The following is a 24546-nucleotide window of genomic DNA, read 5'->3' as shown; positions in this document are numbered from 1 at the left end:
GCACGCGCGAACGCGCGCACCGGCACGACCCGGTGCGCGCGTTCCTTGTCATGCGCATTGCAATGCGGCAGGCCGCCGCCTCGAGCGGCGGCGGCAGCGCAAACGGCTCGGGGCCGTGCGCACGAGGCGACTGCGCGGGATCAATCGCCGCGCAAGTGCGCTTCCACCTTCCAGAGGTGATCGTCCACGCCGCGCGAGATCTCGGTAAATACGTCCGACGTGGTGGCGTCGCCGATTTCCGCCGACGCGTCGATCAGGCCGCGAATGATTTCGCCGTATGCGGCCAGGGCTTCGGCCAGCGCCGCGGCGTGATCGATGCCGCGCTTGAACTCGTTCTTGTACACCGGCAGTTCGGTCTTCTGCGCAACGCTCTGCACCCGACCGTCGGCCACGCCACCGAGGGCGACGAGACGCTCCGCACACAGATCCGCCCATTCGACCGCGGCGTTGTAGACCTCGTCGAACAGCAGGTGCAGCTCGATGAAGCCCGGGCCGTGTACGTTCCAGTGCGCCTGCTTGGCCTGACGCTGAACGTCGATGCCGTTGACCAGCCCCCGATTGAGTTGATTGACCGACTCGATACGGATCTTCTCACCGAGGGTGTTACGCGTATGATTCAGAGCCATTTGACACTCCTGACGTCTGGCGGCCGGCGGGCCGCCGGGGATGGCCGTCGGCGCCGGACGGCCCCAGCCGCCCGCGCGGACGAAGAAAAATCGGCAAACGGCGCGCCGCGGGTGTGCGGGTGTGCCGGCGTGCGGATCTACGGGCGCAGTTGCCCCGGGGCAGCGTGCGCCGGCCCATGGGCCGCGCCGCGCAGCTTGATACCGGCCATCACGAGGAGCACGCCCCAGATGACGGCCCACGACCCGATGGCCCAGATGAGCGCGAGCGCCCCGGCGCCGGGTTGCCACATGATGAAGACGGCAAACAGGATGCTGAACACACCGGAGAGAATGACCCAGAGCTCTCCTTTGACTTCGCGCCGCAACGCGATGCCTGCCGCCACCTGCAACACGCCGGTGACAAAACTCCAGGCCACGATATAGATGAGCAGCGCGACGGCCGTCAGCGCCGGGTTGAGATAGGTCAGAACGCCGATGACGACGCCGGCAATGCCCTGGAGCAGCGGCAGCCACCAGTCGGAGTGCTCGCGGCGCGCACTCCACGCCCCGCTCAGGGAAAAGATGCCGTCGACAAACGAGAAGGCGCCGAAACACAGCACCAGGACGGCGATCGTGACCCCGGGCAGCGCAAACGCCGCAATGCCGAAAATCACGGCCAGTACACCGCGCAACACAAGCAACCACCAGTATTTCGACAGAAGTCTGAGCATGGCATCCCTCTCGTGAAATAACCGCGGGTAGCGAACGCGAGCCACTGGCGCGCCCATATCGAAGCTACGCACGAGCACGATGGGGGGCGGCGGCAACGGCATCCGAGGCGCGTCGAAAGGTCATTCTAGAGACGGCGACGCGGCAAGATCAAGTGAAAAATGCGCGAATGCTTGTACGGCGAGCAGGTGCTTTGACCGGCGTCATCTCGTCTTGCCGGCACGCCCGAATCGGCGTCACCGCCCTCATGAATTTTCTCCATCGAACTTTCGCGCGGGTGTGCGCATGCGCGCTGCGTGGCCAACAACATGCGCGTTGCGCGTATGAACGCGACACTCGGCGCGCAATGGTTCCGCGCGCGCGAGGCGCATGCGCGGATGACGCCGTGTCAGATCGCGTCGGCGCGCGGCGGCTTGAGCGGCAGCACCTGGACGCGATCGCCCTGCTCCACGCCCAGCGCCTTCGCCGCGAGCGGGCTCATTGCGAAACTGCGTCGCTCGGGACGGCCGGTGACCAACGTCGCGCGGAAACTCGCCAGCCCCAGACGCGCCACCAGATACGCCTCGCCGGCAGGCACGGCGCTCGGCGGCGCGGTGCCGCCGTTTTGGCTGGCGGCCGGATCCACGATGTTCACGCTGAGATAACGGCCGTCGCGCGCCGCACGCAGATCGGCCACGCGCGCCTCGAGCACCGGCCCGCTATCGAAGATGTCGACGTGGGCGCCCGAGCGCATGCCTTCCTGTTCGAGCAAGCGACGCGCGGGGAGTGTATCGCGGTGCGTCACGCCAATGGCCGCCTGCGCCTGCGGCGACAGAAAGTCGACGTAGATCGGGTACTTCGGCATCAGTTCGGCGACAAACGACTTCTTGCCGATCGACGTGAGGTAATCCGCCTGATCGAAATCGATCTTGAAGAAGTGCTGCCCCAGCGAACGCCAGAACGGGCTCTGGCCGTCATCGTCGAAATAGCCGCGCAGCTCGGCGCAGACATACGGCCCGAACCGCTCGGGAAACTGTGCCATGAACAGAAAGCGAGCCTTCGAGAGCAATGCGCCGTTGCCATGCCCGCGCCATGCGGGATCGAGCAGCAGAGAACAGAGCTCGCTGTAGCCGGTGAGGTCGTTCGAGAGCGACAACGTCAGCATGCGCGACCAGACGTTCAATTCACGGCTCGCGTGGACGATGGTGTCCTTACGGTACGTGTAGAACGGCTGTTCGAGCCCGACGGCGGCCTCCAGCCCGCACACGCCGGCAATCTCGCCCGTCTCCACATCTTCCATCACGAACAGATAGCCCTGCGCTGCGGTGGGCGCCTGGCCGTCGATCGTGGCGGCGACACGCGCCAGGCGGGCTTCGAGTGCCGCCCGGTCGGGCTTGAACGACGTCATGCCCGGGCCGGCCAGTTCGGCGAGCTTGAGCAGCGCGGGCAAATCGTCCTGGCGCGCCAGCCGCACCACCCGCAGCGACGACGCCATTGCGACATCCTCCGGCGACGGCAGATCACCTTGCGGCAGGGGCGGCGTCAGCGATTTCGATGGGCGTGTCATGGGCAGATCCGGCGAGGTCGATGAAACATGGGCCGGAGCGACGGGCTCCGTCGGTCCGGCCCGGTGTCCTTCGTGGTGTCCTTCGTGCTGTCCTTGTGCTGACATCAGCGCGAAGGGTCGGTGCGGGCCGGCGTCAGCCGGCCGACGAGCGCGCCCCCCCCGCAAACACTGCGAACACGGCGGTGCCAAGCGGCATTGAGTGACGTCAGTCCGCCTCAGGCAGCCTTTGCCGTGGCGGCCACCGCCGCGACCGCCTTGTCGAGCGACGCGAGGCCCGCGTCGATATCCGCGAACGGAATGTTGAGCGACGGCGCGAAACGCACCACGTCGCCGCCGGCCACCAGCAGCATCAGCCCATTCTTCTCGGCTTCGGCGACGATGTCCTTCGCGCGGCCCGCGAATGCCGGCTTGAGCACCGCGCCGATGAGCAGCCCCATGCCGCGCACGTCGGCAAACACGCCGTGGCGCGCATTGATCGCTTCGATGCCCTTGATGAAGTAGTCGTGGCGCGACTTCACGCCGTTGAGCGTCTCGGGCGTGTTGATGAGTTCGAGCACGCGGCCCGCAACGGCCGTGGCAAGCGGATTGCCACCATACGTGCAGCCGTGCGTGCCCGGCGAGAAGCTCGCCGCGATCTTGCTCGTGGTCAGAATGCCGCCGATCGGGTAGCCGTTGCCCAACGCCTTGGCCGTCGTCAGGATGTCCGGCGTCACGCCGTACTGCTCATAGGCGTAGAGGGTGCCTGTTCTGCCGACGCCCGTCTGCACCTCGTCGAAAATGAGCAGCGCGCCGTGCTTGTCGCACAGGGCGCGCAGGCCCTTGAGGAAGTCGGGATCGGCGGGCAGCACACCGCCCTCGCCTTGCACCGGCTCGACGATCACGGCGGCCGTGGCGTCCGAGAGGGTCGCCTCCACGGTCGCCAGGTCGTTGTACGGCAGATGCATGATACCGCCCGGCAACGGGCCGAAACCTTCTGTGTACTTGGCCTGACCGCCTACGCTCACGGTAAACAGCGAACGACCGTGAAACGAGTTGTAGAACGAGATGATCTCGCTCTTTTCCTTGCCGCCGCGCTCGGCCGCATGGTCGTATGCGTAGCGCCGTGCGAGCTTGAGCGCGGCTTCGTTGGCCTCGAGGCCCGAATTGCAGAAGAACGCCTTGTCGGCAAAGGTCGCTTCGGTGAGCGCTTTCGCCAGACGCAGCACCGGCTCGTTCGTGTAGCCGTTGCCGATGTGCCACACCTTGCGCGCCTGCTCCTCGATGACTTTCACCAGCTCCGGATTCGCGTGGCCCAACGCGTTCACGGCAATGCCGCCGGTGAAATCGACATACTCGCGGCCTTCCTGGTCCCACATGCGCGAGCCTTCGCCGCGCACCGGCACCATCTGGGCGGGAGCGTAATTGGGCACCATCACGTCGTCGAACGTCTGGCGGGTCACGGGGATTGGCTGGCTCATGACAACCTCATGAAATCGGAGTGCAATCTGCGATTGCGAAGCAGGCCGCATCGCGGTCGCTGCTCGATGAAAGAAACCTGGCTGGGGGCTCAGGACGCCGGCGTCGCGCCGCGGTCGATCACGTCGACCGACACTTGGCGCGCGTACCCTCGCATTGTAATCAGATGCAGCGCACGGATACACCCTTCGCGCGCGCCGCGTCGTGAGAATGGCGTCGGCCGTTACAGGACCTTGCGCAGGAATTCGCGCGTGCGCTCGTGCTTCGGCGACGAGAAGATCTGCTCCGGCGCCCCTTCTTCCATGATCACGCCTTGATCGATGAAAAACACGCGATCGGACACTTCCCGCGCGAAGCCCATTTCGTGGGTGACCACCACCATCGTCATGCCTTCCTCGGCGAGCGACTTCATGACTTCGAGCACTTCGCCCACGAGCTCGGGGTCGAGCGCCGAAGTTGGCTCGTCGAACAGCATGACGGTGGGCTTCATGGCGAGCGCGCGCGCAATCGCCACACGCTGCTGCTGCCCGCCGGAGAGCTGGTTCGGGAACGCGTCGATCTTGTCGAGCAGGCCAACCTTGCGCAGCAGCTGCTCGGCAATCGTGACCGCTTCCGCGCGCTTGATGCCGGTCACCTGCATCGGCGCGAGGATCAGATTCTCGAGCACGGACATGTGCGGGAACAGGTTGAAGCGCTGGAACACCATGCCCACGCTCGCGCGCATGGCATTCATGTCCGTCTTGGGATCTTCCACGTGAAAGCCGTTGACGAGCACTTCGCCGCCGCTCACGTCCTCCAGCCCGTTCAGGCAGCGCAGGAAAGTGCTCTTGCCCGAGCCCGACGGCCCGATCACGCAAACGACTTCGCTTTCTTCGATGCGGCACGAAATGCCGCGCAGCACGTGCGCATCGCCGTACTGCTTTTGCAGGTTATTGACGACGATCACCTTTGCCGTACCTCAATTCCAGATGTTGAACAAATGCCGACAGCACCAGCGTGATCACCCAGTAGATGAGCGAAATCGTCAGATACGGCTCCCAGTAGCGAGCGTAGGCGCCGGAGACGGTGCGCGCCGCGTATGCCAGTTCGGCCAGGCCGATCGCCGAGGCCAGCGAGGAGTCCTTCACGATCGCGATGGCGTTGTTGCCCAGCGGCGGCAGCATGCGACGAAACGCCTGCGGCAGCACGACCTTGCGCAGCGTCTGCATGTAGGTCATGCCCAGCGAGCGGGCCGCCTCGGCCTGACCGCGATCGATCGACTGAATGCCTGCGCGGAAAATCTCGGACACATACGCGCCGGCGTTCAGGGAGATGGCCAGCACCGCGGACATGAACGCGCCGTACTGCGAGCGGATCTCGCGTGCGAAGTCGCCGCTGACGATCAGGCCGCCCGCGGGGTTGATCAGCATCGGCATGAGCGCGAAGTGAATCAGCAGGATCTGCACGAACAGCGGCGTGCCGCGAAAGAAGCTGACATAGAAACGCACGGGGTATTGCACCGCGTAGCGCAGGAAATACTTGTAGAAGCCGTGACGGGCCTCGGCCAGACGGCCGACGCCGAGCACGAGCCCGAGTAACGTGCCGGCGATCACGCAGATCACCGTGCACTTGAGCGTCATCAGCGTGCCCTCGACGAACAGGGGCATGTATTCGCTGATGATGTTCCACTGGAACCCACCCATGAAGCACCTTTCTCACAAAATGAAACGAACCGGCCGGCGGCGGAAAAACGCTCGCGGCCCGGGGGTTGACGTCGCAGGACGACGATCAGCTCACGGGCCGCGAGGAGCCAGATATCTGGCGCGCGTGGCGCGAATCTTACACGCGTTGCTTATTGTTGCGGCAGCGCCGGCACGTCGGCGTCGAACCACTGCTTGTAGATCTTGGCGTAGGTGCCGTCAGCCACGATCTTTTTCAGGCCCGCATTGACCTTGTCGAGCACCGCCTTGTTGCCCTTCTTGACCGCGATACCGAAGTACTGACGCTTGAACTTGCTGTCGTACACGAGCTTGAACGGCTTTTCCGGGTGGCTCTTGATGTAGAACTTGATCACGCCGACGTCGCCCACGGCGGCGTCCACGCCCCCGCGATAGAGTTCCTCGAGCATGAGCGGCGTGTTGTCGAAGCGGCGGATGGCGGTGCTCGCCTTGCCCAGCTCTTCCGACACGGAGATGTCGCCCGTGCTCGAATTGACCACGCCCACCTGCAGCTTCTTCAGGTCGGACAGACCGGCCACCTTGGCGCCCGGCGAGGTGATGATGACCTGATCTGCCGGGAAATACGGCGCCGAGAAGTCGACCATTTCACGACGCTTGTCGGTAATGGTGATGCCCGAAATGATGATGTCGCGATCGCCCTGGTCAAGCGTTGCGAAGATGCCTTCCCACGGCGTGCTGACCAGCTTCACGTTGAACCCGCCGGCCTTGCCGATCGCCTTGATCACGTCGATGTCGAAGCCCACCAGCTCCTTTTGCGGAGTTTCGAACTCGAACGGGCGATACGTGCCGCCGGCGCCCACGGTGTACGTGGGATCGGCGGCCTGCGCTGCCGGCACCGCGGCAAAGGTCGTCAGAAAACAGGCGGCGGCCAGCACGAGGCGCTTCGTCAACATGTTGATTTCCTTGGCGAGAATTCGTAAAAGAGCGCAATGATACTCCTCGCCACCGCCGAAACGAAAAAAACCCGCCTGAGCGGGTTCGCTCGTTGCGATCTCGCGACGTGACGGGCGATTCTCATGTGACGGTAACACCTGAGCGCGCGGGCAGCGCACATGACGGCCCACATGGCGACGCATGCGACGACGCATGCGACGATGCATGGAACGATGCACAGGGCGGCGCGTGGGGTGACGCCCCGCCCGCACGCTGCCGCCAGCCCTCTCAGAAAGCGCCTGCCGCGATGGGGCCGGCCGCCTGCCCCGGTCCGAAAACGACGTCGCGATACGTCTTGCCCGCGGGGATCATCGGATAGACGTCGTCCTCGCGGGCCACCAGCACGTCGAGGAGATAGGGCTCGCCCGGATCGGCCAGCATGCGCGCCAGCGCCCCCGGCAAGTCCGCGGCTCGCGTAACGCGCGCGCCCGCCACGCCATAGCCCGCGGCGATCGTCACGAAGTCCGGGTACGGCCGGCCGTCGTCGGCCGCATCGGGCGCGTTCGGATCGACCAGCGAAGACGCCACCCGGTTGCGCGCATAGATCATGTCCTGCCACTGGCGCACCATGCCGAGCCACTGGTTGTTGATGACCAGCACCTTGACGCCCAGCCCGTAACGGCGGCACGTCGAGAGCTCGTTGACCGACATGTTGAGGCTGCCATCACCGTCGATATCGATCACCGGCACGTTCGGCAGCGCCACCTTGGCGCCGATCGCGGCCGGCAGGCCGAAGCCCATCGTGCCGAAGCCGGCGCTCGAGAGGAAGGTGCGAGGTTCGCGCAGACGCAGGTGCTGCATCGCCCACATCTGGTGCTGCCCCACGCCCGTCGTCACCACTGCTTCGCGCGGCAGCAAGGCGGCCAGCGCCGTGATGACGTCAACGCCCGTGAGCACGTCGCCCCTGTCCTGGCCCGCGCCGTCGCCGGCGTTCTGCACGGGACGCAGGGGATGCGCCGCGCGACGCTCGCGCAGGTAGGCATGCCACTGCGGCACTTCGCGACGCTTCGCATGCGCGAGCAGGCCGGCAAAGGCGTCGCGCAGGTCGGCGTGCACACCGAGCGTTACGGGCTTGTTCTTGCCGATCTCGGCCGCGTCGACGTCGACGTGCACGATCCTGGCGTAGCGCGCGAACGACGCCGGGTCGCCGATCACGCGATCGTCGAAGCGCACGCCGAGCGCGAGGACGAGGTCGGCTTCATTGACCGCGACATTGGCCGCATGAGCGCCGTGCATGCCGAGCGGGCCGAGCAGCAGCGGATGGTCATCGGGCATCGCGCCCAGGCCCATCATGGTGAGCGCGACCGGGCAGTCGAGCGCTTCGGCCAGCGCCACGAGCTGCGCGCTCGTTCCGGACGCGATGACGCCGCCGCCAGCGTAGATCACGGGACGCTCGCTCGCCGCGAGCAGCGCCGCGATGCGCTCGGCCGTCTCGTCGCTCATGCCGGCAGGCACCGGCGCGGTAAAACGCTTGTCGGTCGGCTGATCGGGGCGTGCCTGCTGGATGTCCTTGGGAAAGTCGAGCAGCACCGGGCCGGGCCGGCCCGCCAGGGCGCATGCCGCGGCCTCGCGCAGTGCCGCCGGGATGTCGCGCGCTTCGCGCACTTGCCGGGCGAGCTTGGTCACCGGCCGGGTCACGGCCACGATGTCGACTTCCTGGAACGCGTTCTTGCCCAGCCAGTGCGTCGCGACATTGCCAGTGATGGCCAGAATGGGCACGGAGTCGCTGGCGGCGTCCGCAATGCCCGTCACCAAATTGGTCGCGCCCGGCCCGGACGTCGCCAGGCATACACCCAGCTTGCCGGTAGCGCGCGCGTACCCCTGCGCGCCGAACACCGAGCCCTGCTCGTGCTCCGTGCGCACCAGCGCGATATCCACGCGCGAGAGTGCGTCGAGCATCTCGAGATTGGCCCCGCCCGGATAGCAGAACACCGTGTCGATGCCAATCTCGACCAGCGTGCGCGCAATCAGGTCCGCCCCTTTGGCGGACAACGGAGCAACGGGCTGGGCGACGGCGCCAGTCACGGTTTCGGCAGCGGGCAGAGTCAGATCGAGTTTCATGGGTACGTGGTTTCCTGCGGATGTCAACGAACAGCGGCGAGCATGGCGCGAGCTCGCCTGATGACATTCAAGCTTACGGGCATCGGGCGGTAATTGCTTCGCGTATCGTTGACAAAATCCGGTCAATTTCACATGATTCATTCAATCAAGCTCCTTATTGAGAATAAATCATGCAACTTGACGAATTCGACGAGAAAATTCTCGCAATCCTGCAGGAAGATGCATCGTTGTCCGCCGCCCAGATCGGCGAGCGCATCGGCCTGTCGCAGTCGCAATGCTGGCGGCGTATCGATCGGCTCGACGCGGAAGGCGTCATCGAGCGCCGGGTCGCGCTGGTCGATCGCAAGAAGGTGGGCCTGAACGTGATGCTGTTTGCGCACGTGAAACTCGCCGGCCACAACCGCAACGCGCTGCCGGAGTTCTCCAAGGCGATCCAGGCGTTTCCGGAGGTCCTCGAATGCCACGTGCTCATGGGCAACGTGGACTTTCTGCTGCGCATCGTGACGCGCGACGTCGACGCCTACGAGCGCTTCTTCTTCGAGCGCCTCTCGCAATTGCCGATGGTTCAGGAAGTGAACTCGATGATTGCGCTCTCGCAGATCAAATCGACGACGGTGCTGCCCATTGGGGACCGCGCCGCAGGCTCGGGGGCCGGCGCCATGGGGAGTGCCGGCGTTTCGTGACGTGGCGATGACCGTCCGCCAGCGAGACGATGACAGGGTGCGGGCAGGAGGCGGACAGGACGGGAATACGGCGGCGGCGAGGTGCGTCGGGCAAAAGCGCAACGGGCGTCGCGCGACCGCGACGCCTGCGCTCCCAAGGTTGCACACTGCCGTTGCAAGCCTCTATCCTTAAGCATCCACCTATGGGAGCCACGCATGAAACGTTGGTTAGGAATGACCGCCGCTGCAGCCGTCCTGGGTATCACGGCCTGGTGCTTCATCCCGGCACACGCAGCCCTCAAGAACGGCGCGCAGGCCCCGGACTTCGCCGCACAGGCGTCGCTCGGCGGGCAGGTCTTCACGTTTTCCCTCGCCGACGCCCTGAAGAAAGGCCCCGTCGTGCTGTACTTCTATCCGGCCGCGTTCACCACGGGTTGCACCATCGAGGCGCACGATTTCGCCGAGGCTGCCGACACGTTCAAGTCGATGGGCGCCACGGTGATCGGGGTGTCGCACGACAACATCGAGACACTCAACAAATTCTCCGTGTCGGAGTGCCGCAGCAAGTTCGCGGTGGCGGCCGACACCGACCAGCACATCATGCGCGCCTACGACGCCGTGCTGGCGCTCAAGCCTGATCTGGCCAACCGTGTCTCGTATGTCATCGCCCCCGACGGCAAGGTGATCTACAGCTACGTAAGCCTCAACCCCGAAAAGCACGTGGCCAACACGCTCGATGCCGTGCGCAAGTGGCGCGCCGCCCATCCGTGAGGGCAAACATGAAAGCATCAGCACGCGCCCAGACGCGTAGCGAAGAGCTCGCCAACAGCGTCAGCCACGGCATCGCCTGTCTCGCGGCCCTCGCGGCCATTCCGTTCCTGTTCTCGACGGTACGCCCGCCAATGCCGACCACCGTGCAACAGATCGGCATCGGCGTATTCGCCGCGACCATGGTCATCGTCTACCTGGCCTCCGCGCTGTATCACGGGCTGCCTGACGGGCCCGCGAAGCGCCTGTTCATGCGCGTGGATCACTGCGCCATCTTTCTGTTCATTGCCGGTACTTACACGCCCTTTACCGTCAAGATCCTCCATGACCCATGGGGCTGGCCGCTGCTCACCGGCGTGTGGAGCATGGCCATCGCCGGGCTGATCGCCAAGTCGCTCGGGCTGCTCGACCGGCCGCTCGTCTCCACGCTGCTCTATGTCGCGCTTGGCTGGGTGGCGGTGCTCGTGGCCGGCCCGGTACTCGCCGCCATTCCGGGGCCGGGCGCCGGATGGCTCTACGCGGGTGGCGCCGCCTACACAATCGGCGCGGTCTTCTACTCGCTCGACGGACATATCAAGTTCGGCCATCTGGTCTGGCACCTGTTCGCCATCGGCGGCACCGCCTGCCACTACCTGGCGGTGTGCCGCTACCTCTGATCGACGCCGTCGTCGCCGGCCGGCGCCGCGCCGCTGCGGACCAGCGTCTCGGTGAGTTTTGCCGCCAACCGCTCGCAGCGCGCCACCAGCACCGGATCACCGAACATCCGGCACGCGCCGCGCATACGGTGCACCACCGCCTGCGCGGCCCGCAGGTCTTCCTCGCGCCGCCCCGCCAGCAAACGGCGAAAGCGCGCCAGATCCTTCGCCATCTCGTCTCGCATCAAACGACGCGCATAGGGGTCGTCTTTGAGCGCGACGCTTCGCGCGCCGGCCGGCACGGCGGCTCCGGGCAAGAGCGTATCGCCGGCAGCTTCACCCGCCGCTGAGCCCTGCGCACCGTGCATCTGGCCGAACGCCGGCCATCGCGCCGCCAGCGCCCGCGCGAGCCGGTGGCGCGAGACGGGCTTGGTCAGCACGCCGTCCAGGCTGGCCTCGCGCGCGGCCCGAGCCGACACCACCGAACCCGTGATCGCCAGCACGACCGGCACGTGTCTTGCCAGTACGGGCGCCAGTGCCCGCAGTGTCCTGGCCAATGTCAAACCGGAGCCGTCGCCAAGCTGAACGTCGGTGAGCACCACGTCGAGGTCGCAGCGGAGCCAGTGCAGCAGCGCCTCGGTGATGTCCGCCGCGCACCGCACCTCGCAGCCGAGCGCGCCGAGTTGCTCGGCGACGATCGCCCGGTTCAGGGCGTGATCGTCCACTACCATTGCGCGCAACCCGCGCCGCACGTCGACAGGCACGGCCGGCACTTCGCTCGCCGCGCCCGGCCGGCATGGCGGCAATGCGCGCACGGCAGCGGACGAGTCCGCGGGCGGCCCCGACGGCCCAGGTAACTCCGATGGCCCAGGTGGCTCGGATGACCCAGGTGGCCCGGACGGCCCGGACGGCGCGCAGGACGCCAACGCGGCGAGCGGGACACACAGTTGAAAACGTGCGCCAGTCGAGGACGGTTCCACACGCAGTACGCCGCCCATGCGCTGCGCCCATGCGCTGCGCCCATTGCCGCGCGATCCACAGCCCCAGGCCGGCCCCGGGCGCTTCCTGGTCCGCGCGCGAGAACGCCGCGAACACGGCGTTCTCCATGCCGGCCGGAACACCGGGGCCGGTGTCGGCCACGTCCAGGGTCAAATATCCTGCGCACGGGCGCAGGGGCTTCCGCGTTGCGATCCGCGCGGCGCCGTCGTTGTCTCGGGCGCCTTGCGCGCCTGCCCACGCCGCGGCGATTGCGACGCCGCCGCAAGCGGTGTATTTCAGCGCGTTGTCGATCAGCACGCGCAAAATCTGCCGCAAACGCGCGGCATCGCCGTGCAGCATGACGGGGACGTCGTCGGCAATGGAGCACGTCAGGTCGAGATGCTTCGCGCGCGCCTTCGCCGCAAACCAGCCGACCTCTTCGTCCAGACAGGCCCGCACCTCGAAAGGCGCCTCGCGCAGCGGTAGTTGCACCACGTCGCCCTGCCCCAGTTCGAGTACGTCGTCGACGGCCGAGGCCACCGCGTCGAGCATATTGCGCATTGCAACAACGCGCTGGCGAATCGGCACCTGGCCGCCGTCGGGCGCCCAACGGTCCTTGACGTCCGCCAAGCCCCGGCGCGTGAGACGGCCGCCTCCCTCACCGGCCTGGGCGCCGGCCTCGTCACCGCCCCCGCCCCGACCCGTGTCCCGGGCGGCGGCCTCATCGCGTTCGGCTTGCGCACAAAGCGCGTCGAGGTGCCCCTGCAGCACCTGCAGCGGCGCCCGGAGCTCGTGCACCAGCGCAAGCCGGAAAGTGGCGATATCGATCGGCGCCGTGCCGTGCGCCGCACTGGGGGCCAGCCCCATGCCGTCCGCCATGGCGCCGAGGCCGTTTCCCGAACCCGCCGTTTCGTGTTCGCCGCGCCCCGCCCCGGCGCTGTCCCGCAAGGATTTGAAATTGTCGAGAGTCATCGCGTCATTGACGCCTCGTCACGATTCATGCGCTTCGGCGTCCTGAAGAACAGGAAGAAGCCCCGAGTGTGGGCGTTTGGCGCCGCCTTGCGGTCGAGCAAATTCCGATCTTCGCCTGCGTACCCCGCGCTTTCGGACTTGCCCGAAGCCGAACGGCTCAAGTTCTGCCTCTCATCTGCCGATAATCCCTATGCCCCGTCATGCATTTTCCGACGGACGGGGAGGCCGCGCGCACTCCTACGCGACCCGGGCACACAATCCATCGATCCATATGTATAAGAACATTACGATTCGGACCAGCCTGACACTGGTCTTAGGTTTGCTTGGTGCACTGCTTGTCCTCGTCAGCGCTCTGGGCCTTCAGGCACTGAGCTCCAGCAACGACTCCCTGAGCAAGATGGCCACGGAAGACACCCCGGCACTGGCCGAGCTCAAGGGCACGAGCGAGCAGATCCTGCGGACTCGTCTGTCCATGGCGACATACGCGTCCTACGTCAGCCTGGGTGCGGACCCGGAAGAATCGGACAAGGTGCTCAAGCGCGGCACCCAATACATCGCCACCGCCGATGCGCTCTGGAAGGATTATCTGAATCGTCCCAAAGAAGATGCGCACGAGGCGGAGGTCGCCAAGGCCACCGACGAGAAACGCAAGGCCTTCTTCGACAAAGTCGTCACGCCGGCCCTCAACGCGCTCAAGCAGGGCGACGTGGCCGGCTTCCATCAGATTCAGGCGCGCGTCGCGCCGGCCGCTTACAGCGCGCTCGACGCGGGCATGCGCGAGCTCCAGGACATCCAGATCGCGCGTCAGAAGGCGCGCTACGAGGCCGCGCAGCAGCGCTACAGCGTGATGCGCATTGCGCTGGGGGCCACGCTGGTCGTCGCGCTGGGTCTGGCCCTGTGGGGGCGCGCCATGCTCGCCCGCGCCGTGCTACGGCCGATCCGCGAGGTCATCGCGCATTTCGAGCGCATGGCGGCGGGCGACCTGAGCCAGCGCGTCGAGCAACGCACCAACAACGAGATGGGGCAGCTCTTCGGCGCGCTGGGTCGCATGCGCGACGGACTGGCCAGCACGGTCGGCACCGTGCGTGAGAGCACCGAGGCGATTCACGCCAGCGCCCGCGAGATCGCGCAAGGCAACGCCGATCTGTCGCAGCGCACCGAATCGCAGGCGTCGTCGCTCGAGCAGACGGCCGCGAGCATGGAGGAGCTCACGGCCGTCGTGAAACAAAACGCCGAAAATGCGCGCGCCGCGAGTCAGCTCGCCGTGACGGCGTCGGACACCGCCTCGCGCGGCGGCGAGGTCGTGCAGGAAGTCGTGACGACGATGCGCGACATCGCCGAGGCGTCGCAAAAAGTTACCGACATCCTGACGGTGATCGACGGCATCGCGTTCCAGACCAATATCCTCGCGCTCAACGCGGCCGTGGAAGCCGCCCGCGCGGGCGAGCAGGGCCGGGGCTTTGCGGTGGTGGCCGGCGAAGTGCGCACGCTGGCGCAGCGCAGCGCGTCGGCGGCCAAGGAAATCAAGGGCCTGATCGAGGCGTCCGGCAGCCGCGTGGAAGTCGGCACCCGCCTGGTCGAGCGCGCCGGCGCGACGATGGTGGAAGTCGTGCAGTCGGTCAAGCGCGTGACCGACATCATGGGTGAGATCTCCGCGGCCAGCGTCGAGCAATCGAGCGGTATCGAGCAGGTCAACCGCGCGGTCACACAGATGGACGAGATGACGCAGCAGAACGCGGCGCTCGTGGAAGAGGCCTCGGCGGCCGCGGCGGCCCTCGAAGTGCAGGCGGCGCGTCTGCGCGAATCCGTGGCGCTGTTCCGTTTGTCGTCGCACGACGCTGCGCAGCCGGCACCCGTCGACAGCGGCAGTGTCGCCGCCGCTTCCGGCTCGCTCGCCCTCGCTGCCTGACGGCCCGCAGGGCGCTCGCGCCGGTCGCGACGCGGCGAGCGCCGGCCGAAGTCCATCGCAAATGCCCCGTTAAATGGGGGCGGCTAAATGCGTCCGCCCCGCCTTTGCCCCTTCCCGCCCTTCCCCATCACACCGCCGGCAGGCCGGGACGGGCCTCAGAGGCTGCCCCGCTGCTCGAAGCCGACGAGCGGCGTCTGCGCCTGCCAGGCCTTGTCGACATCGCAGGACGACACTTGCGCCCCAGGCGGCCCATGACGCATCCACTCGCAAAACGCCAGCAATTGCGCAGCGTCGCCTTGCGCGATCGCCTCGACGGTGCCGTCGCGGCGGTTGCGCACCCAGCCACGCACCCCGATCTTGCGCGCCTCGGCCACGCAGGCCGCGCGAAAACCGACGCCCTGCACCCGCCCATGCACCACGATCTGCCACGTTGCCGTCATGGGGCCTCCCACGATGAAACGACACGATGCGCGCACAGCCGCCACGCCTCGCCAATGCACGATTTACGGACGATCTTACGGACGATCAAAAAGGGCCTGATATCGCACAGGCCCTGTTTCTCGTCAAGTTCGCTCTCACCAAGTTAGCACACGCCGCGTATCCGTCTAGTAGATGTCGCGGCGATAGCGGCCCTGCGCCGACAGATCGAGCAATACCTCGGCGCCGAGCGCCTCGGCAAGCGCGGCGTCGACCGCGGGCGCCATGCCGGCGAGACTGCCGCACACGTAAATCGATGCGCCCTGCGCCACCCACGCGGCAATATCCCGCGCCGACTCGCGCACCTTGTCCTGGACGTAGACGCGCTGCACCTGATCGCGCGAATAGACCCGATCGAGCCGCGCGATGCCGCCCTCGGCCAGCCACTCGCGCAGCGTAGCGTCGTGGAAGCTGTCATGCGCCGCCTGGCGCTCACCGAAGATGAGCCAGTTGCGCACGCGCCCCTGCGCGATGCGCGCGGCCAGGTGCGCGCGCAATCCCGCCAGTCCGGTGCCGTTGCCGATCAGGATCATGCCACGGGCGTCGTCGGGGCCGTGAAACCCCGGATTCGGCCGCACGCGCATCGTCACGCCCTCGCCGAGCGCCGCCCCATCGGTCAGCCAGCCGGAGCCGAGTCCCAGCGAGCCGTCCGGGCGACGCGCCTGGCGCACCAGTAGCATCAGCTTGCCCTCGGCAGGCGTGGAGGCGATCGAGTACTCGCGCTCGGGCAGCGGGGCAAGGTGCTCGAGCCAGTCCTGCAAATCGACGCCGGCCGGCGGGGCCGCATCGGGCAGCACTCGCTCGCGCAGCGCCTCGCCAAGCGTGAGGGCGTGTCCGGCCACACTCACGCGCACGTCGGGCGCCCACACGCTGCCCGAGAGGAACGCCTCGACGCGGGCGGCCGTGTGGCGCGGCCGCACTTCGACCAGATCGCCGGCGACCCAGGTGGCGCCAGGCGGTGGAGTGAAGGCCAGATGATACGCGGGCAGCCCGGCGCTGCCGGGGTTCAGTTCGAGGCGCTCGACGAGTTTCCACGGCGCAAAGGCCGGCGCCGCACCCTGCTTCGCCGCGACAGGAGCACTAACGGAACCAACGGAGCCAACGGAGCCAAGGGGTCCAAGGGGTCCGAGGGGCCGGCCCAGCCATTCCCCCAGGCGCTCCTGCCAGCGCGCCCAGGCGCCCGGATCGCCGCGATCGACCTCGATCGGCTCGAACGCCGCCACCCCGCCCTGCGCCCGAAGCCATCCGTCGAGCTTGCGGCCGAAGCCGCAGAAGCGCTCATAGTGGCTGTCACCGAGCGAAAGCATGGCAAAGCGCAAGCCGGGCAACGCCATGGCCTGATTCATCAACTGTTGTGCGAAACGGCGCGCACTGTCGGGCGGTTCGCCGTCGCCAAAGGTGCTCACGATGAAAAGCGCTCGCCTGGCGCGCCCGAGCTGCGCCTCGCCGATGCGCGCGAGCGGCTGGATCTGGGCGGGCACGCCCGCGCCTTGCAGCATGCCGGCCGTCTGCCACGCGAGGCCTTCCGCCACGCCGCTCTGGCTCGCGTACCCGATCAATACGCCATCGTCCGTCAGCGCACCCGCGGCCGTGTTCGCGCCGTGGTCGGCCCCGGCCACCCGCGAGGCGGCCAGCGCACGCTTCTTCTTGCGACGGTCGAGGTAAAGCATCCAGCCCGTCACGAAGAAGACCGGCATCATGAGGCTCGAGAGCATCATGATGATGATGCCCGCCTGCCCGAAGAAACTGCCGCGATGCAGCGCGTAGATGCTGGTCATCAGCCGAGCGCCGAGCGTCTTCTCGCCGTAGCGTTCCTCGTTCCTGATTTCGCCCGAGGCCGGCACGACGTCCATGCGACTGAACGCACGCTCGTGCGGTGCGGTGTCATCGAGCCACGTCACCTGCAGCGGCCCTCCGGGCTTCTGCGACGGACGCAGATAGACCTTGGTGTAGTTCGGCACGCGTGCGCTGAAGCTGTCCCAGACCACCCTCATGTCGCCGATGGAGGTCGAACCGAGATCAGGCAACACGGCTTTCCTGCCCTCGTCACGCGCCCCGTTCTTGCCGCCCTTGGGCGCCTGCGCCGGGCGATTGCGCACCGGCTGCTCCACGCCTGCGATCGTGAAGAGCATGCCGCGCCACCAGTCATACGACCAGTACAGCCCCGTGACGGCAGAGAGCAGGTACGGCACCAGCACCACCGTGCCGATGACCGCGTGCAGGTTCCACAGGAATGGCCGGCCGCGCTTCTTGACGTCGATGTGCAGCCACGCGCGCCAGTTGCCGACACGTCGCGGCCAGCGCAGATAGAGACCCGACAGGGCGAGCAGGAACAGCAGCAGCGTGGCCGCGGCGGTGATCTGCTTGCCGATGCCGTCGATCGTCAGAAACCGGTGGACGTCCATGATGAAGCGGAAGACCACGTCCGCCTTCGAGCGCCCGAGCATCTGACCCGTGTACGGATCGACGAAATACGTCTCGCCGCGCGGCCCGTCCCCGGTGGACAGCCGCACGCCGACCGCGTCCTCCGGCGAGCGCGTGAGCGTCATGAGCAGGATGCGGCGCTCGGGCGCCGCTTCATGCACGCGTGCGACGAGCTCCGCCACGGGCAGCGGCGCGGTATCCCGCACGGGCACCGTCATCACGCCCGGGCTCAAGGCGCGGGTCAGTTCGTCGTCATAGGAGAGCAGCGCGCCGGTGAGCCCGACCACCGCCAGCACCAGCCCGGCCGTAATACCGAAGAACCAGTGCAGCTGAAACCACAGTCTTTTCATCATTTTTGTCGTCCGACGCACGTCGGTACGCCGGCGATGGCGCGTGCGTGGCAAGTGTGTGCCGTGCCGCCGTCCCCGGTGGACGCTCAGCGGCGATATCGCATGTTATTGCAAACGATTCTCATATTCAATATCAACTTTACTTTCTACGCCTTGTAGGTCTCATCCGACAGTAATTTCATAGATAGGACGACTGTCGGCCGTTTTTTGACTGATTAGGATGAATCTATCCGCGCGGCCTGACCGCGCTCTTACGCCCACCGAACCGCCGCACGTCTCGTCTACCCTTGCCCATGCCCGCCTGATCCCTCGGAACGGCGCCGGATACGACCTATCGACCTGCGGCACGAAGCGACGGAGTGCCATGCAGCAGCCTTTAGCGTCTCACCAGCCGGCCAGGCCGGCGGCATCCGCGACGTCAGCGACGCCAGCGGCCTCGGAAACCACGCCGGCCGACACCCGCGTCGTCGACGTTGCCACGACGGCATTCTTTTTCGACCTCGACGGCACGCTCGCGCCGCTGGCCGGGCGTCCCGACGCGGTGCGCCTGCCGCGCGACACGGCCTCGGTACTCGCGAGCCTCTTCGAGCGCACCTCCGGCGCCGTGGCGGTCGTCTCGGGGCGCACCATCGACGACATCGACGGCCTGCTCGCGCCGCTGCGAGTACCCGCCGCGGGCCTGCACGGCGCCGAGATCCGCCATGCCGACGGCCAGTGGCGGCGCGTCGAGGGCCACGCCGAAGACACCGCGCAGGTCGCCGCAATGGTCGCGCCGCTGCAGGCGCTCGTGGCGCAGCACCCCGGGCTGCTGCTGGAGAACAAGGGAAGCGCTCTCGCGCTGCACTATCGCGGGGCGCCAGAACTGGCGGGCGTGGCGCGCGAGACCATGTCGGCGCTGGCCGAGGTGCACGCCGAGCGCTTCGCGCTGCAGCCGGGCAAGCTCGTGTTCGAACTGCGCCCCCGCCATGTGAGCAAGGGCAGCGCCATTACCACGCTTTTGAAGGAGACCCCGTTCGCCGGGCGCACACCGCTTTTCGCCGGTGACGACCTGACGGACGAGGCAGGTTTTGCCGACGTGAACGCCCTTGGCGGCATCACGATCAAGATCGGCGAGGGGCAGACCTGTGCCCGCCATCGTTTGCCGTCGCCCGAGGCGCTCACCGCCTGGCTGCTGACGTTGCGACACGGCCCGCCTCGCCACACCTCACAGGAGAATGGAGTATGAGCCGCTTAGTCATCGTGTCGAACCGGGTCGCCCCCATCACCGAGGGCAAACCGACCGCCGGTGGGCTGGCCATCGGTGTGTTCGACGCGCTCAAGGACACAGGAGGCATGTGGTTCGGCTGGAACGGCGAAATCGACGCCGAACCGGCCACCGCGCCCGAGATCGCGCACCGCAACAACGTCACCTTTGCCACGGTGCCGCTCACGCGACGCGACTACAACACCTACTATCGCGGCTTCTCCAACGCGACCCTGTGGCCGACGTTCCACTACCGCGACGACCTCACCCGCTTCGAACGCGACGACTACAACGGCTATCGCCATGTCAACGCCCGTTTCGCTTCGCTGCTCGCCCCGCTGCTCGAGCACGACGACCTGATCTGGGTGCACGATTACCATCTGCTGCCGTTCGCGCAGGCGTGCCGCCAGATCGGGCTCAAGCAGCGCATCGGCTTCTTCCTGCATATCCCGTTCCCGTCGCCGCAGGTGCTCATGACCGTACCGCCGCACGAGGCACTCGTGCGCGCGATGTGCGAATACGATCTCGTCGGCTTCCAGACCGAGATCGACCGCACGGCGTTTACCGACTATCTCGTGCGCTATGCGGGCGCCACGCTGAACAGCGACGGCACTATCACGGCCTATGGACGCACCCTGCGCACGGGCGTGTATCCGATCGGCGTCTACCCCGACGAGATCCAGCAGCAGGCCACCGCGCGCTCGACCGTCAAGCACATTCTCGATCTCAAGCAGGGACTGCAGGAGCGCAAGCTCATCATGAGCGTGGACCGCCTCGACTATTCGAAGGGAATGCTCGAACGCTTCCGCGCCTTCGAGCGCATGCTCGAGTTGTGGCCGAACCAGCAGGGCACGGTCAGCTTCGTGCAGATCGCGCCGCCGAGCCGCTCGGATGTGGCCGGGTACGGCGAGATCCGCCGTCAGCTGGAGGCGGAGGCGGGCCATATCAACGGCCGTTTTTCCGACATGGCGTGGACGCCGCTGCGCTACGTGAACAAGCGCTACGACCACGAGGTGCTGATGTCCTTCTTCCGCGCCTCGCAGGTCGGCTACGTCACGCCGCTGCGCGACGGCATGAATCTGGTGGCCAAGGAGTACGTCGCATCGCAGGATCCGGCCGACCCGGGCGTGCTCGTCCTGTCGTGTTTCGCGGGGGCCGCGCAGGAACTCGACGGCGCACTGATCGTGAATCCCTACGACATCGACTGCATGGCCGAGGCGCTTCGCACGGCGCTCAACATGTCCCTCTCCGAGCGGCAGTCTCGCTACGAAAGCATGATGGCGAAGCTTCGCGAGCATAATCTGTCTACATGGCGCGACCGCTTCATCGCCGACCTCCGTCAGCCGGCGGTCGCCGCCTGCCCGGCCCTGCTGCGCTGCGCGCACCCGGCGGCCGCCTGATGCGCGGCCCGAGGCCGCCGTCGGCGGCCCCTGCGTCGATCGCCCCGCACGGGCGGCGGCACAAGCGCCGCTGACTCGGCGACCTCGACTGGCCGGGCCGGACCGTCGCCGACGGCGGCGTTCGCGCGGCGTGCGGTGCATGCGAGGGGTGCATCCGCGCCGCCCGGCGCCAGCCAGGCCCCTGCGAGCGCGTAAGGAGACCCGCCATGAGCCAACATTCAGCACATCCGGACCCCGCGGCCGCCCCCTGTGTCGAAGTGGAGACCGACGGGCCCGTCACCATCATCACGCTCGCCCGGCCCGGGCGTCGCAATGCCGTGGACCGCGACATGGCCGCGGCGCTGCGCGACGCCCTGCTCGCCTTCGAGCAGGATGACAACGCGAGCGTGGCCGTGCTCTGCGGCAAGGGTGCGGCCTTTTGCGCGGGCGCCGACCTGTCAGCGTTCGACGACCCGCAGCGGCGCAACGTCGTCACGCCCGACGGCAGCGGCGACGGCCCGATGGGGCTCACGCGGCGACACCTCGCCAAGCCGGTGATCGCTGCCGTGAGCGGTCACGCGGTCGCGGGCGGACTGGAGCTCGCGCTGTGGTGCGACCTTCGTGTCGCGGACGACTCGGCGACGTTCGGCGTCTTCTGTCGCCGCTTCGGCGTGCCGCTCATCGACGGCGGCACCGTGCGCCTGCCACGCCTGATCGGCATGAGCCGCGCGCTGGACCTGATCCTGACCGGCCGTGCGGTGGGCGCGCGAGAAGCGTTTGAAATCGGACTGGTGAACCGGCTGGTGCCAGAGGGCATGGCGCGCCAGGGCGCCGTGGCGCTCGCACAACAGCTCGCGGCGCTGCCGCAGGGCGCGTTGCGCGCCGACCGCCGGGCTGCCTACGCCCAATGGGATCTGCCGCTCGAAGATGCGCTGCGCCAGGAGGGCGCAGCGGGACACGCCGTGGTGTTCTCGGAGGGAATGGCCGGAGCGCGAGCGTTTCTCGGCGGCGCCGGCCGCCACGGGGCGCCCAGAGACATGTCGTGATGCGCCGTGGCGCGGCGTGGGGTGGCCTCGGCCGCGCGGCGGCCTTACTTGCCGGCCGGACGCGACTGCTGCACCTGCGCCATGCGCTTGCGCAGACCGTCGGCGATTTCCGTCTGATGCGCCTGGTTGGCAAAGTCGACGGCCGTCATGCCGAGCTGGTTCTTCAGGCGAACGTCGGCGCCGCCGTCGAGCAGTACCTTGCAGGTGGTGATGTGTCCGCCGCGCGCCGCCATCATGAGCGGCGTGGTGCCATTGGGCGATTCGGCGTCGACGTAAGCCGACGCCTCGAGCAGCATCTGCACGATGTCGTCGTGCCCGTTCGTTGCCGCGTAGTGCAGCGGCGCCCAGCCCTTCTTGTTGACCTCGGCGTCCTTGTCGATGAGCCGCTTGACCATCGGGGCAAGGCCCTGCAGCGACGCAATCATCATCGCGTTCTCGCCGGCCGCGTTGGTCGCGTCCAGGTCCGTGCGCTTGTCGTCGATCAGCAAACGCGCCACGTCCGTCGACTTCTCGCGCATGGCAATGACCAGCAGCGGATTGCCCTTCTCGTCGGTCGAGTTCGGATCGACGCCGGCCTTGAGCGCCTCGGCAACCGCCTTCGTATCGTTGAAGACGACGGCCTTGACCAGCGCCGTGTTGGACGTTGCGGCGCTCGCGCAGGCGGCGAGCCACAGCACGCTGAGCAACATCCAGGCTCGGATCATCAAGAATTTACGCATCGGGAGCTCCTGTCGGTGGTCCGGGGAAAGGCATAAGGGAAGGCACGAGAGAAGGCGCAGAATCCGGGAACTCAGTGTCTGGCCGTCGCGAAAAGGCGAAAGAAGTTCTCCGTGGTGGCATCGGCGATCCTCTGCAGCGGTTCGCCGCGCAGGTCCGCAATGCATTCGGCTACGTGGCGCACGTAGCCGGGTTGGTTCAGCTTGCCGCGATACGGCACGGGCGCAAGGTAGGGCGAATCCGTCTCGATCAGCATGCGATCGAGCGGCACGCGGCGCGCGACGTCCTGCAGATCGCGTGCGCTCTTGAACGTCACAATGCCCGAGAACGAGATATAGAAGTTCTGGTCGAGCGCGCCCTGGGCCACTTCCCAGCTCTCGGTGAAGCAGTGCATGACGCCTGCCGGCTCGCCGGCGTGCTCCTCGCGCATGATGCGCAGCGTGTCGGCAGCGGCCGAGCGCGTGTGGATGATCAGCGGCTTGCCCGTGGCGCGCGCGGCGCGGATATGCGTGCGAAAGCGCTCGCGCTGCCACTCCATGTCGTCGACGGTGCGGCCCTCGAGGCGGTAGTAATCGAGGCCGGTCTCGCCAATGGCAACGACCTTCGGCGTCGCTGCGAGCTTCACCAGATCGTCGACGCTCGGCTCCGGCGTATCCTCGTAATCGGGATGCACGCCGACCGACGCGTAGACGTTCTCGTGCTGCGCGGCGATTTCCAGCACCTGCGGCAGCGTCGGCAGGTCGACCGACACGCACAGCGCGTGGCTGACCTTGTTCTCGCGCATGCGTTCGAGCAGGGCCGGCATCTGCTCGGCCAGCTCGGGAAAATTGATATGGCAGTGTGAATCGATGAACATGATGTGCGATCGGTCGTCGGGGCGCGCGTCAAAGCGAGGCCGGGCCGCCGAACAACTGTTTGTATTGCAGGAACAGCGCCTCGAGCAGCACCCGCGTGTTGAGCGGATGATTCTGCACCTGACGCTGCTGGGCGAGTTCGCGCAGGAACCCGAGCAGGCGAACGTCGTCGGTCGCCTCGCCGCAGCGCTGCAGCGCCTGGGCGTGGCCCGGGAAAAACCGCGCGGTGCCGGCCATGCGCTCGGCCAGAACGTCGAAGCACCAGCGTTGCAGCGTGTCGAGAATGCCCGGCAGATTGCCCTTGTGCAGTTGCTCTGCACAGGCAAAACCATCGATGGCCCCGCCCTGCGCGAGTTGTCCCAACAGCCAGTCGCGCCAACCGCGCTCGTCCGGTCCGGCGAGCGCGCGGGCGGCGAGCGGCGCGCCGCCGGCCTCCGCAAGCACGGCTGCGGCGCTCGCCGCATCGAGCCCGGCGTCGCCCATCAGCCATTGGGTTGCCTGGGCGGCGTCCGGGCGCGTGAGCACCATGCGGCGGCAGCGCGAGAGGATCGTCGGCAGCAGACGGTCGGGCTGTGTGGTGACCAGCAGGAAGACCACGCCTTCGGGCGGTTCTTCGAGCGTCTTGAGCAACGCGTTGGCGGCGTGCACATTGAGCGCCTCGGCCGGGAAGAGCAACACGACACGGCGTCCTTGCCGGTGCGAGCCGAGGCTCGCGAAGTCGATCACCTCGCGCACCTGCTCGATCTTGATTTCCTTGCTCGGCGTCTTGGTCTTCTTGTCGCCCTCGGCCTCGGCCCGGGCCTCGGCGCCGGGCAGCGTGTCGGCGAGCGCCTCCGGGCACACGGCGCGAAAGTCCGGGTGGTTACCGCTGGCAAACCATTGGCACGCGCCGCATGTGCCGCACGGCTGGTGATCGTCGCGCGGCGACTCGCACAGCAGCCCCTGCGCAAGTGTGCGCGCGAGCTCGATTTCGCCGATGCCGGGCACCGCTTGCAGCAGCAACGCGTGCGGCATCTGGGCGCGAAGATCGTTAAGGCGTGTCCAGTCCTGTGACTGCCACGGATACAGCATGGGGGCTCCTTGGC

Annotated in this window: 22 protein-coding genes and 1 pseudogene; 8 read left to right on the top strand and 15 right to left on the bottom strand. The window is 67.2% G+C overall.

The window, feature by feature from the left end:
- Positions 1-140: 140 nt before the first annotated feature.
- From dps to ilvB, 8 genes are all read right to left on the bottom strand, one after another.
- Entirely contained in the window at positions 141-626 is a 486-nt protein-coding gene (dps, locus tag CDN36_RS00870; RefSeq protein ID WP_150554306.1) for a DNA starvation/stationary phase protection protein Dps, read from the bottom strand.
- A 137-nt stretch (positions 627-763) separates the two neighbouring features.
- On the bottom strand, positions 764-1336 hold the full coding sequence (locus CDN36_RS00865) for an HdeD family acid-resistance protein (RefSeq protein WP_287495751.1): 573 nt from the start codon (positions 1334-1336) through the stop codon (positions 764-766).
- A 386-nt stretch (positions 1337-1722) separates the two neighbouring features.
- Positions 1723-2796 carry an arginine N-succinyltransferase gene (astA, locus tag CDN36_RS00860; RefSeq protein WP_174966273.1) on the bottom strand — a complete coding sequence of 358 codons (1074 nt, stop codon included), beginning with the start codon at positions 2794-2796 and terminating at the stop codon, positions 1723-1725.
- Between the two features lie 299 nt (positions 2797-3095).
- Complete coding sequence (locus CDN36_RS00855; RefSeq protein WP_150554303.1) at positions 3096-4337, bottom strand: aspartate aminotransferase family protein; 1242 nt, start codon at positions 4335-4337, stop codon at positions 3096-3098.
- A gap of 221 nt (positions 4338-4558) precedes the next feature.
- Complete coding sequence (locus CDN36_RS00850; protein ID WP_150554302.1) at positions 4559-5281, bottom strand: amino acid ABC transporter ATP-binding protein; 723 nt, start codon at positions 5279-5281, stop codon at positions 4559-4561.
- A complete protein-coding gene (locus CDN36_RS00845) occupies positions 5265-6017 on the bottom strand; it encodes an amino acid ABC transporter permease (protein ID WP_150554301.1) in 753 nt (250 codons plus the stop codon). The genes CDN36_RS00850 and CDN36_RS00845 overlap by 17 nt, the downstream gene beginning before the upstream one ends.
- Before the next feature lie 149 nt (positions 6018-6166).
- Positions 6167-6946 carry a basic amino acid ABC transporter substrate-binding protein gene (locus CDN36_RS00840; RefSeq protein WP_206111077.1) on the bottom strand — a complete coding sequence of 260 codons (780 nt, stop codon included), beginning with the start codon at positions 6944-6946 and terminating at the stop codon, positions 6167-6169.
- A 268-nt stretch (positions 6947-7214) separates the two neighbouring features.
- Complete coding sequence (gene ilvB, locus CDN36_RS00835; RefSeq protein WP_150554300.1) at positions 7215-9047, bottom strand: biosynthetic-type acetolactate synthase large subunit; 1833 nt, start codon at positions 9045-9047, stop codon at positions 7215-7217.
- Positions 9048-9217: 170 nt separating this feature from the next.
- Here ilvB and CDN36_RS00830 point away from each other — a divergent pair, with 170 nt between their 5' ends.
- The 3 genes from CDN36_RS00830 to trhA all read left to right on the top strand — a co-directional run bounded on the left by CDN36_RS00830 (position 9218) and on the right by trhA (position 11133).
- Positions 9218-9730: an Lrp/AsnC family transcriptional regulator gene (locus CDN36_RS00830; protein ID WP_287495750.1), complete on the top strand. Its 513-nt coding sequence runs from the start codon at positions 9218-9220 to the stop codon at positions 9728-9730.
- Positions 9731-9925: 195 nt separating this feature from the next.
- Entirely contained in the window at positions 9926-10480 is a 555-nt protein-coding gene (locus CDN36_RS00825) for a peroxiredoxin (RefSeq protein WP_150554298.1), read from the top strand.
- 8 nt (positions 10481-10488) lie between these two features.
- Positions 10489-11133, top strand: coding sequence for a PAQR family membrane homeostasis protein TrhA (trhA, locus tag CDN36_RS00820; protein WP_150554297.1), 645 nt, complete (start codon positions 10489-10491; stop codon positions 11131-11133).
- Here the strand turns inward: trhA and CDN36_RS00815 are convergent.
- Together CDN36_RS00815 and CDN36_RS22485 are read right to left on the bottom strand one after the other, a co-directional pair.
- A complete protein-coding gene (locus CDN36_RS00815) occupies positions 11124-11843 on the bottom strand; it encodes a response regulator (protein WP_287495749.1) in 720 nt (239 codons plus the stop codon). The genes trhA and CDN36_RS00815 overlap by 10 nt on opposite strands.
- Positions 11844-12126: 283 nt before the next feature.
- Positions 12127-12450: pseudogene (locus tag CDN36_RS22485) on the bottom strand (sensor histidine kinase); the annotation flags it as partial.
- A 126-nt stretch (positions 12451-12576) separates the two neighbouring features.
- Here CDN36_RS22485 and CDN36_RS00810 point away from each other — a divergent pair.
- Positions 12577-13341: a hypothetical protein gene (locus CDN36_RS00810; protein WP_287495748.1), complete on the top strand. Its 765-nt coding sequence runs from the start codon at positions 12577-12579 to the stop codon at positions 13339-13341.
- A complete protein-coding gene (locus CDN36_RS00805) occupies positions 13334-14971 on the top strand; it encodes a methyl-accepting chemotaxis protein (protein WP_287495747.1) in 1638 nt (545 codons plus the stop codon). The genes CDN36_RS00810 and CDN36_RS00805 overlap by 8 nt, the downstream gene beginning before the upstream one ends.
- A gap of 155 nt (positions 14972-15126) precedes the next feature.
- On the opposite strand, the gene CDN36_RS00800 is transcribed toward CDN36_RS00805, so the two are convergent.
- The gene (locus CDN36_RS00800; protein ID WP_150554294.1) at positions 15127-15411 is read right to left on the bottom strand and encodes an acylphosphatase; all 285 of its coding nucleotides are present in this window, start codon (positions 15409-15411) and stop codon (positions 15127-15129) included.
- Between the two features lie 165 nt (positions 15412-15576).
- Positions 15577-18225, bottom strand: coding sequence for a PepSY domain-containing protein (locus tag CDN36_RS00795; protein WP_287495746.1), 2649 nt, complete (start codon positions 18223-18225; stop codon positions 15577-15579).
- Positions 18226-18586: 361 nt separating this feature from the next.
- On the opposite strand from CDN36_RS00795, the gene otsB reads away from it, so the two are divergent.
- From otsB to CDN36_RS00780, 3 genes are all read left to right on the top strand, one after another.
- Positions 18587-19447 (top strand): trehalose-phosphatase, encoded by an 861-nt coding sequence (gene otsB, locus CDN36_RS00790; protein WP_287495745.1) that lies wholly within the window; start codon positions 18587-18589, stop codon positions 19445-19447.
- Positions 19444-20865, top strand: a complete 1422-nt coding sequence (gene otsA, locus CDN36_RS00785; protein ID WP_150554292.1) for an alpha,alpha-trehalose-phosphate synthase (UDP-forming) — start codon at positions 19444-19446, stop codon at positions 20863-20865. Before otsB ends, otsA begins: the two co-directional genes overlap by 4 nt.
- Before the next feature lie 206 nt (positions 20866-21071).
- Positions 21072-21890 carry a crotonase/enoyl-CoA hydratase family protein gene (locus CDN36_RS00780; RefSeq protein ID WP_287495744.1) on the top strand — a complete coding sequence of 273 codons (819 nt, stop codon included), beginning with the start codon at positions 21072-21074 and terminating at the stop codon, positions 21888-21890.
- A gap of 44 nt (positions 21891-21934) precedes the next feature.
- On the opposite strand, the gene CDN36_RS00775 is transcribed toward CDN36_RS00780, so the two are convergent.
- The 3 genes from CDN36_RS00775 to holB all read right to left on the bottom strand — a co-directional run bounded on the left by CDN36_RS00775 (position 21935) and on the right by holB (position 24532).
- Complete coding sequence (locus CDN36_RS00775) at positions 21935-22609, bottom strand: ankyrin repeat domain-containing protein (RefSeq protein WP_287495743.1); 675 nt, start codon at positions 22607-22609, stop codon at positions 21935-21937.
- Between the two features lie 71 nt (positions 22610-22680).
- The gene (locus CDN36_RS00770; protein WP_287495742.1) at positions 22681-23463 is read right to left on the bottom strand and encodes a TatD family hydrolase; all 783 of its coding nucleotides are present in this window, start codon (positions 23461-23463) and stop codon (positions 22681-22683) included.
- A 28-nt stretch (positions 23464-23491) separates the two neighbouring features.
- On the bottom strand, positions 23492-24532 hold the full coding sequence (gene holB / locus CDN36_RS00765; protein ID WP_287495741.1) for a DNA polymerase III subunit delta': 1041 nt from the start codon (positions 24530-24532) through the stop codon (positions 23492-23494).
- Positions 24533-24546 lie beyond the last annotated feature (14 nt).

The sequence above is a fragment of the Pandoraea sp. CB10b_02 genome, assembly GCF_002216225.1.
GTDB lineage: Bacteria > Pseudomonadota > Gammaproteobacteria > Burkholderiales > Burkholderiaceae > Pandoraea > Pandoraea nosoerga.
This window is presented reverse-complemented; position numbering and strand designations above follow the sequence as displayed.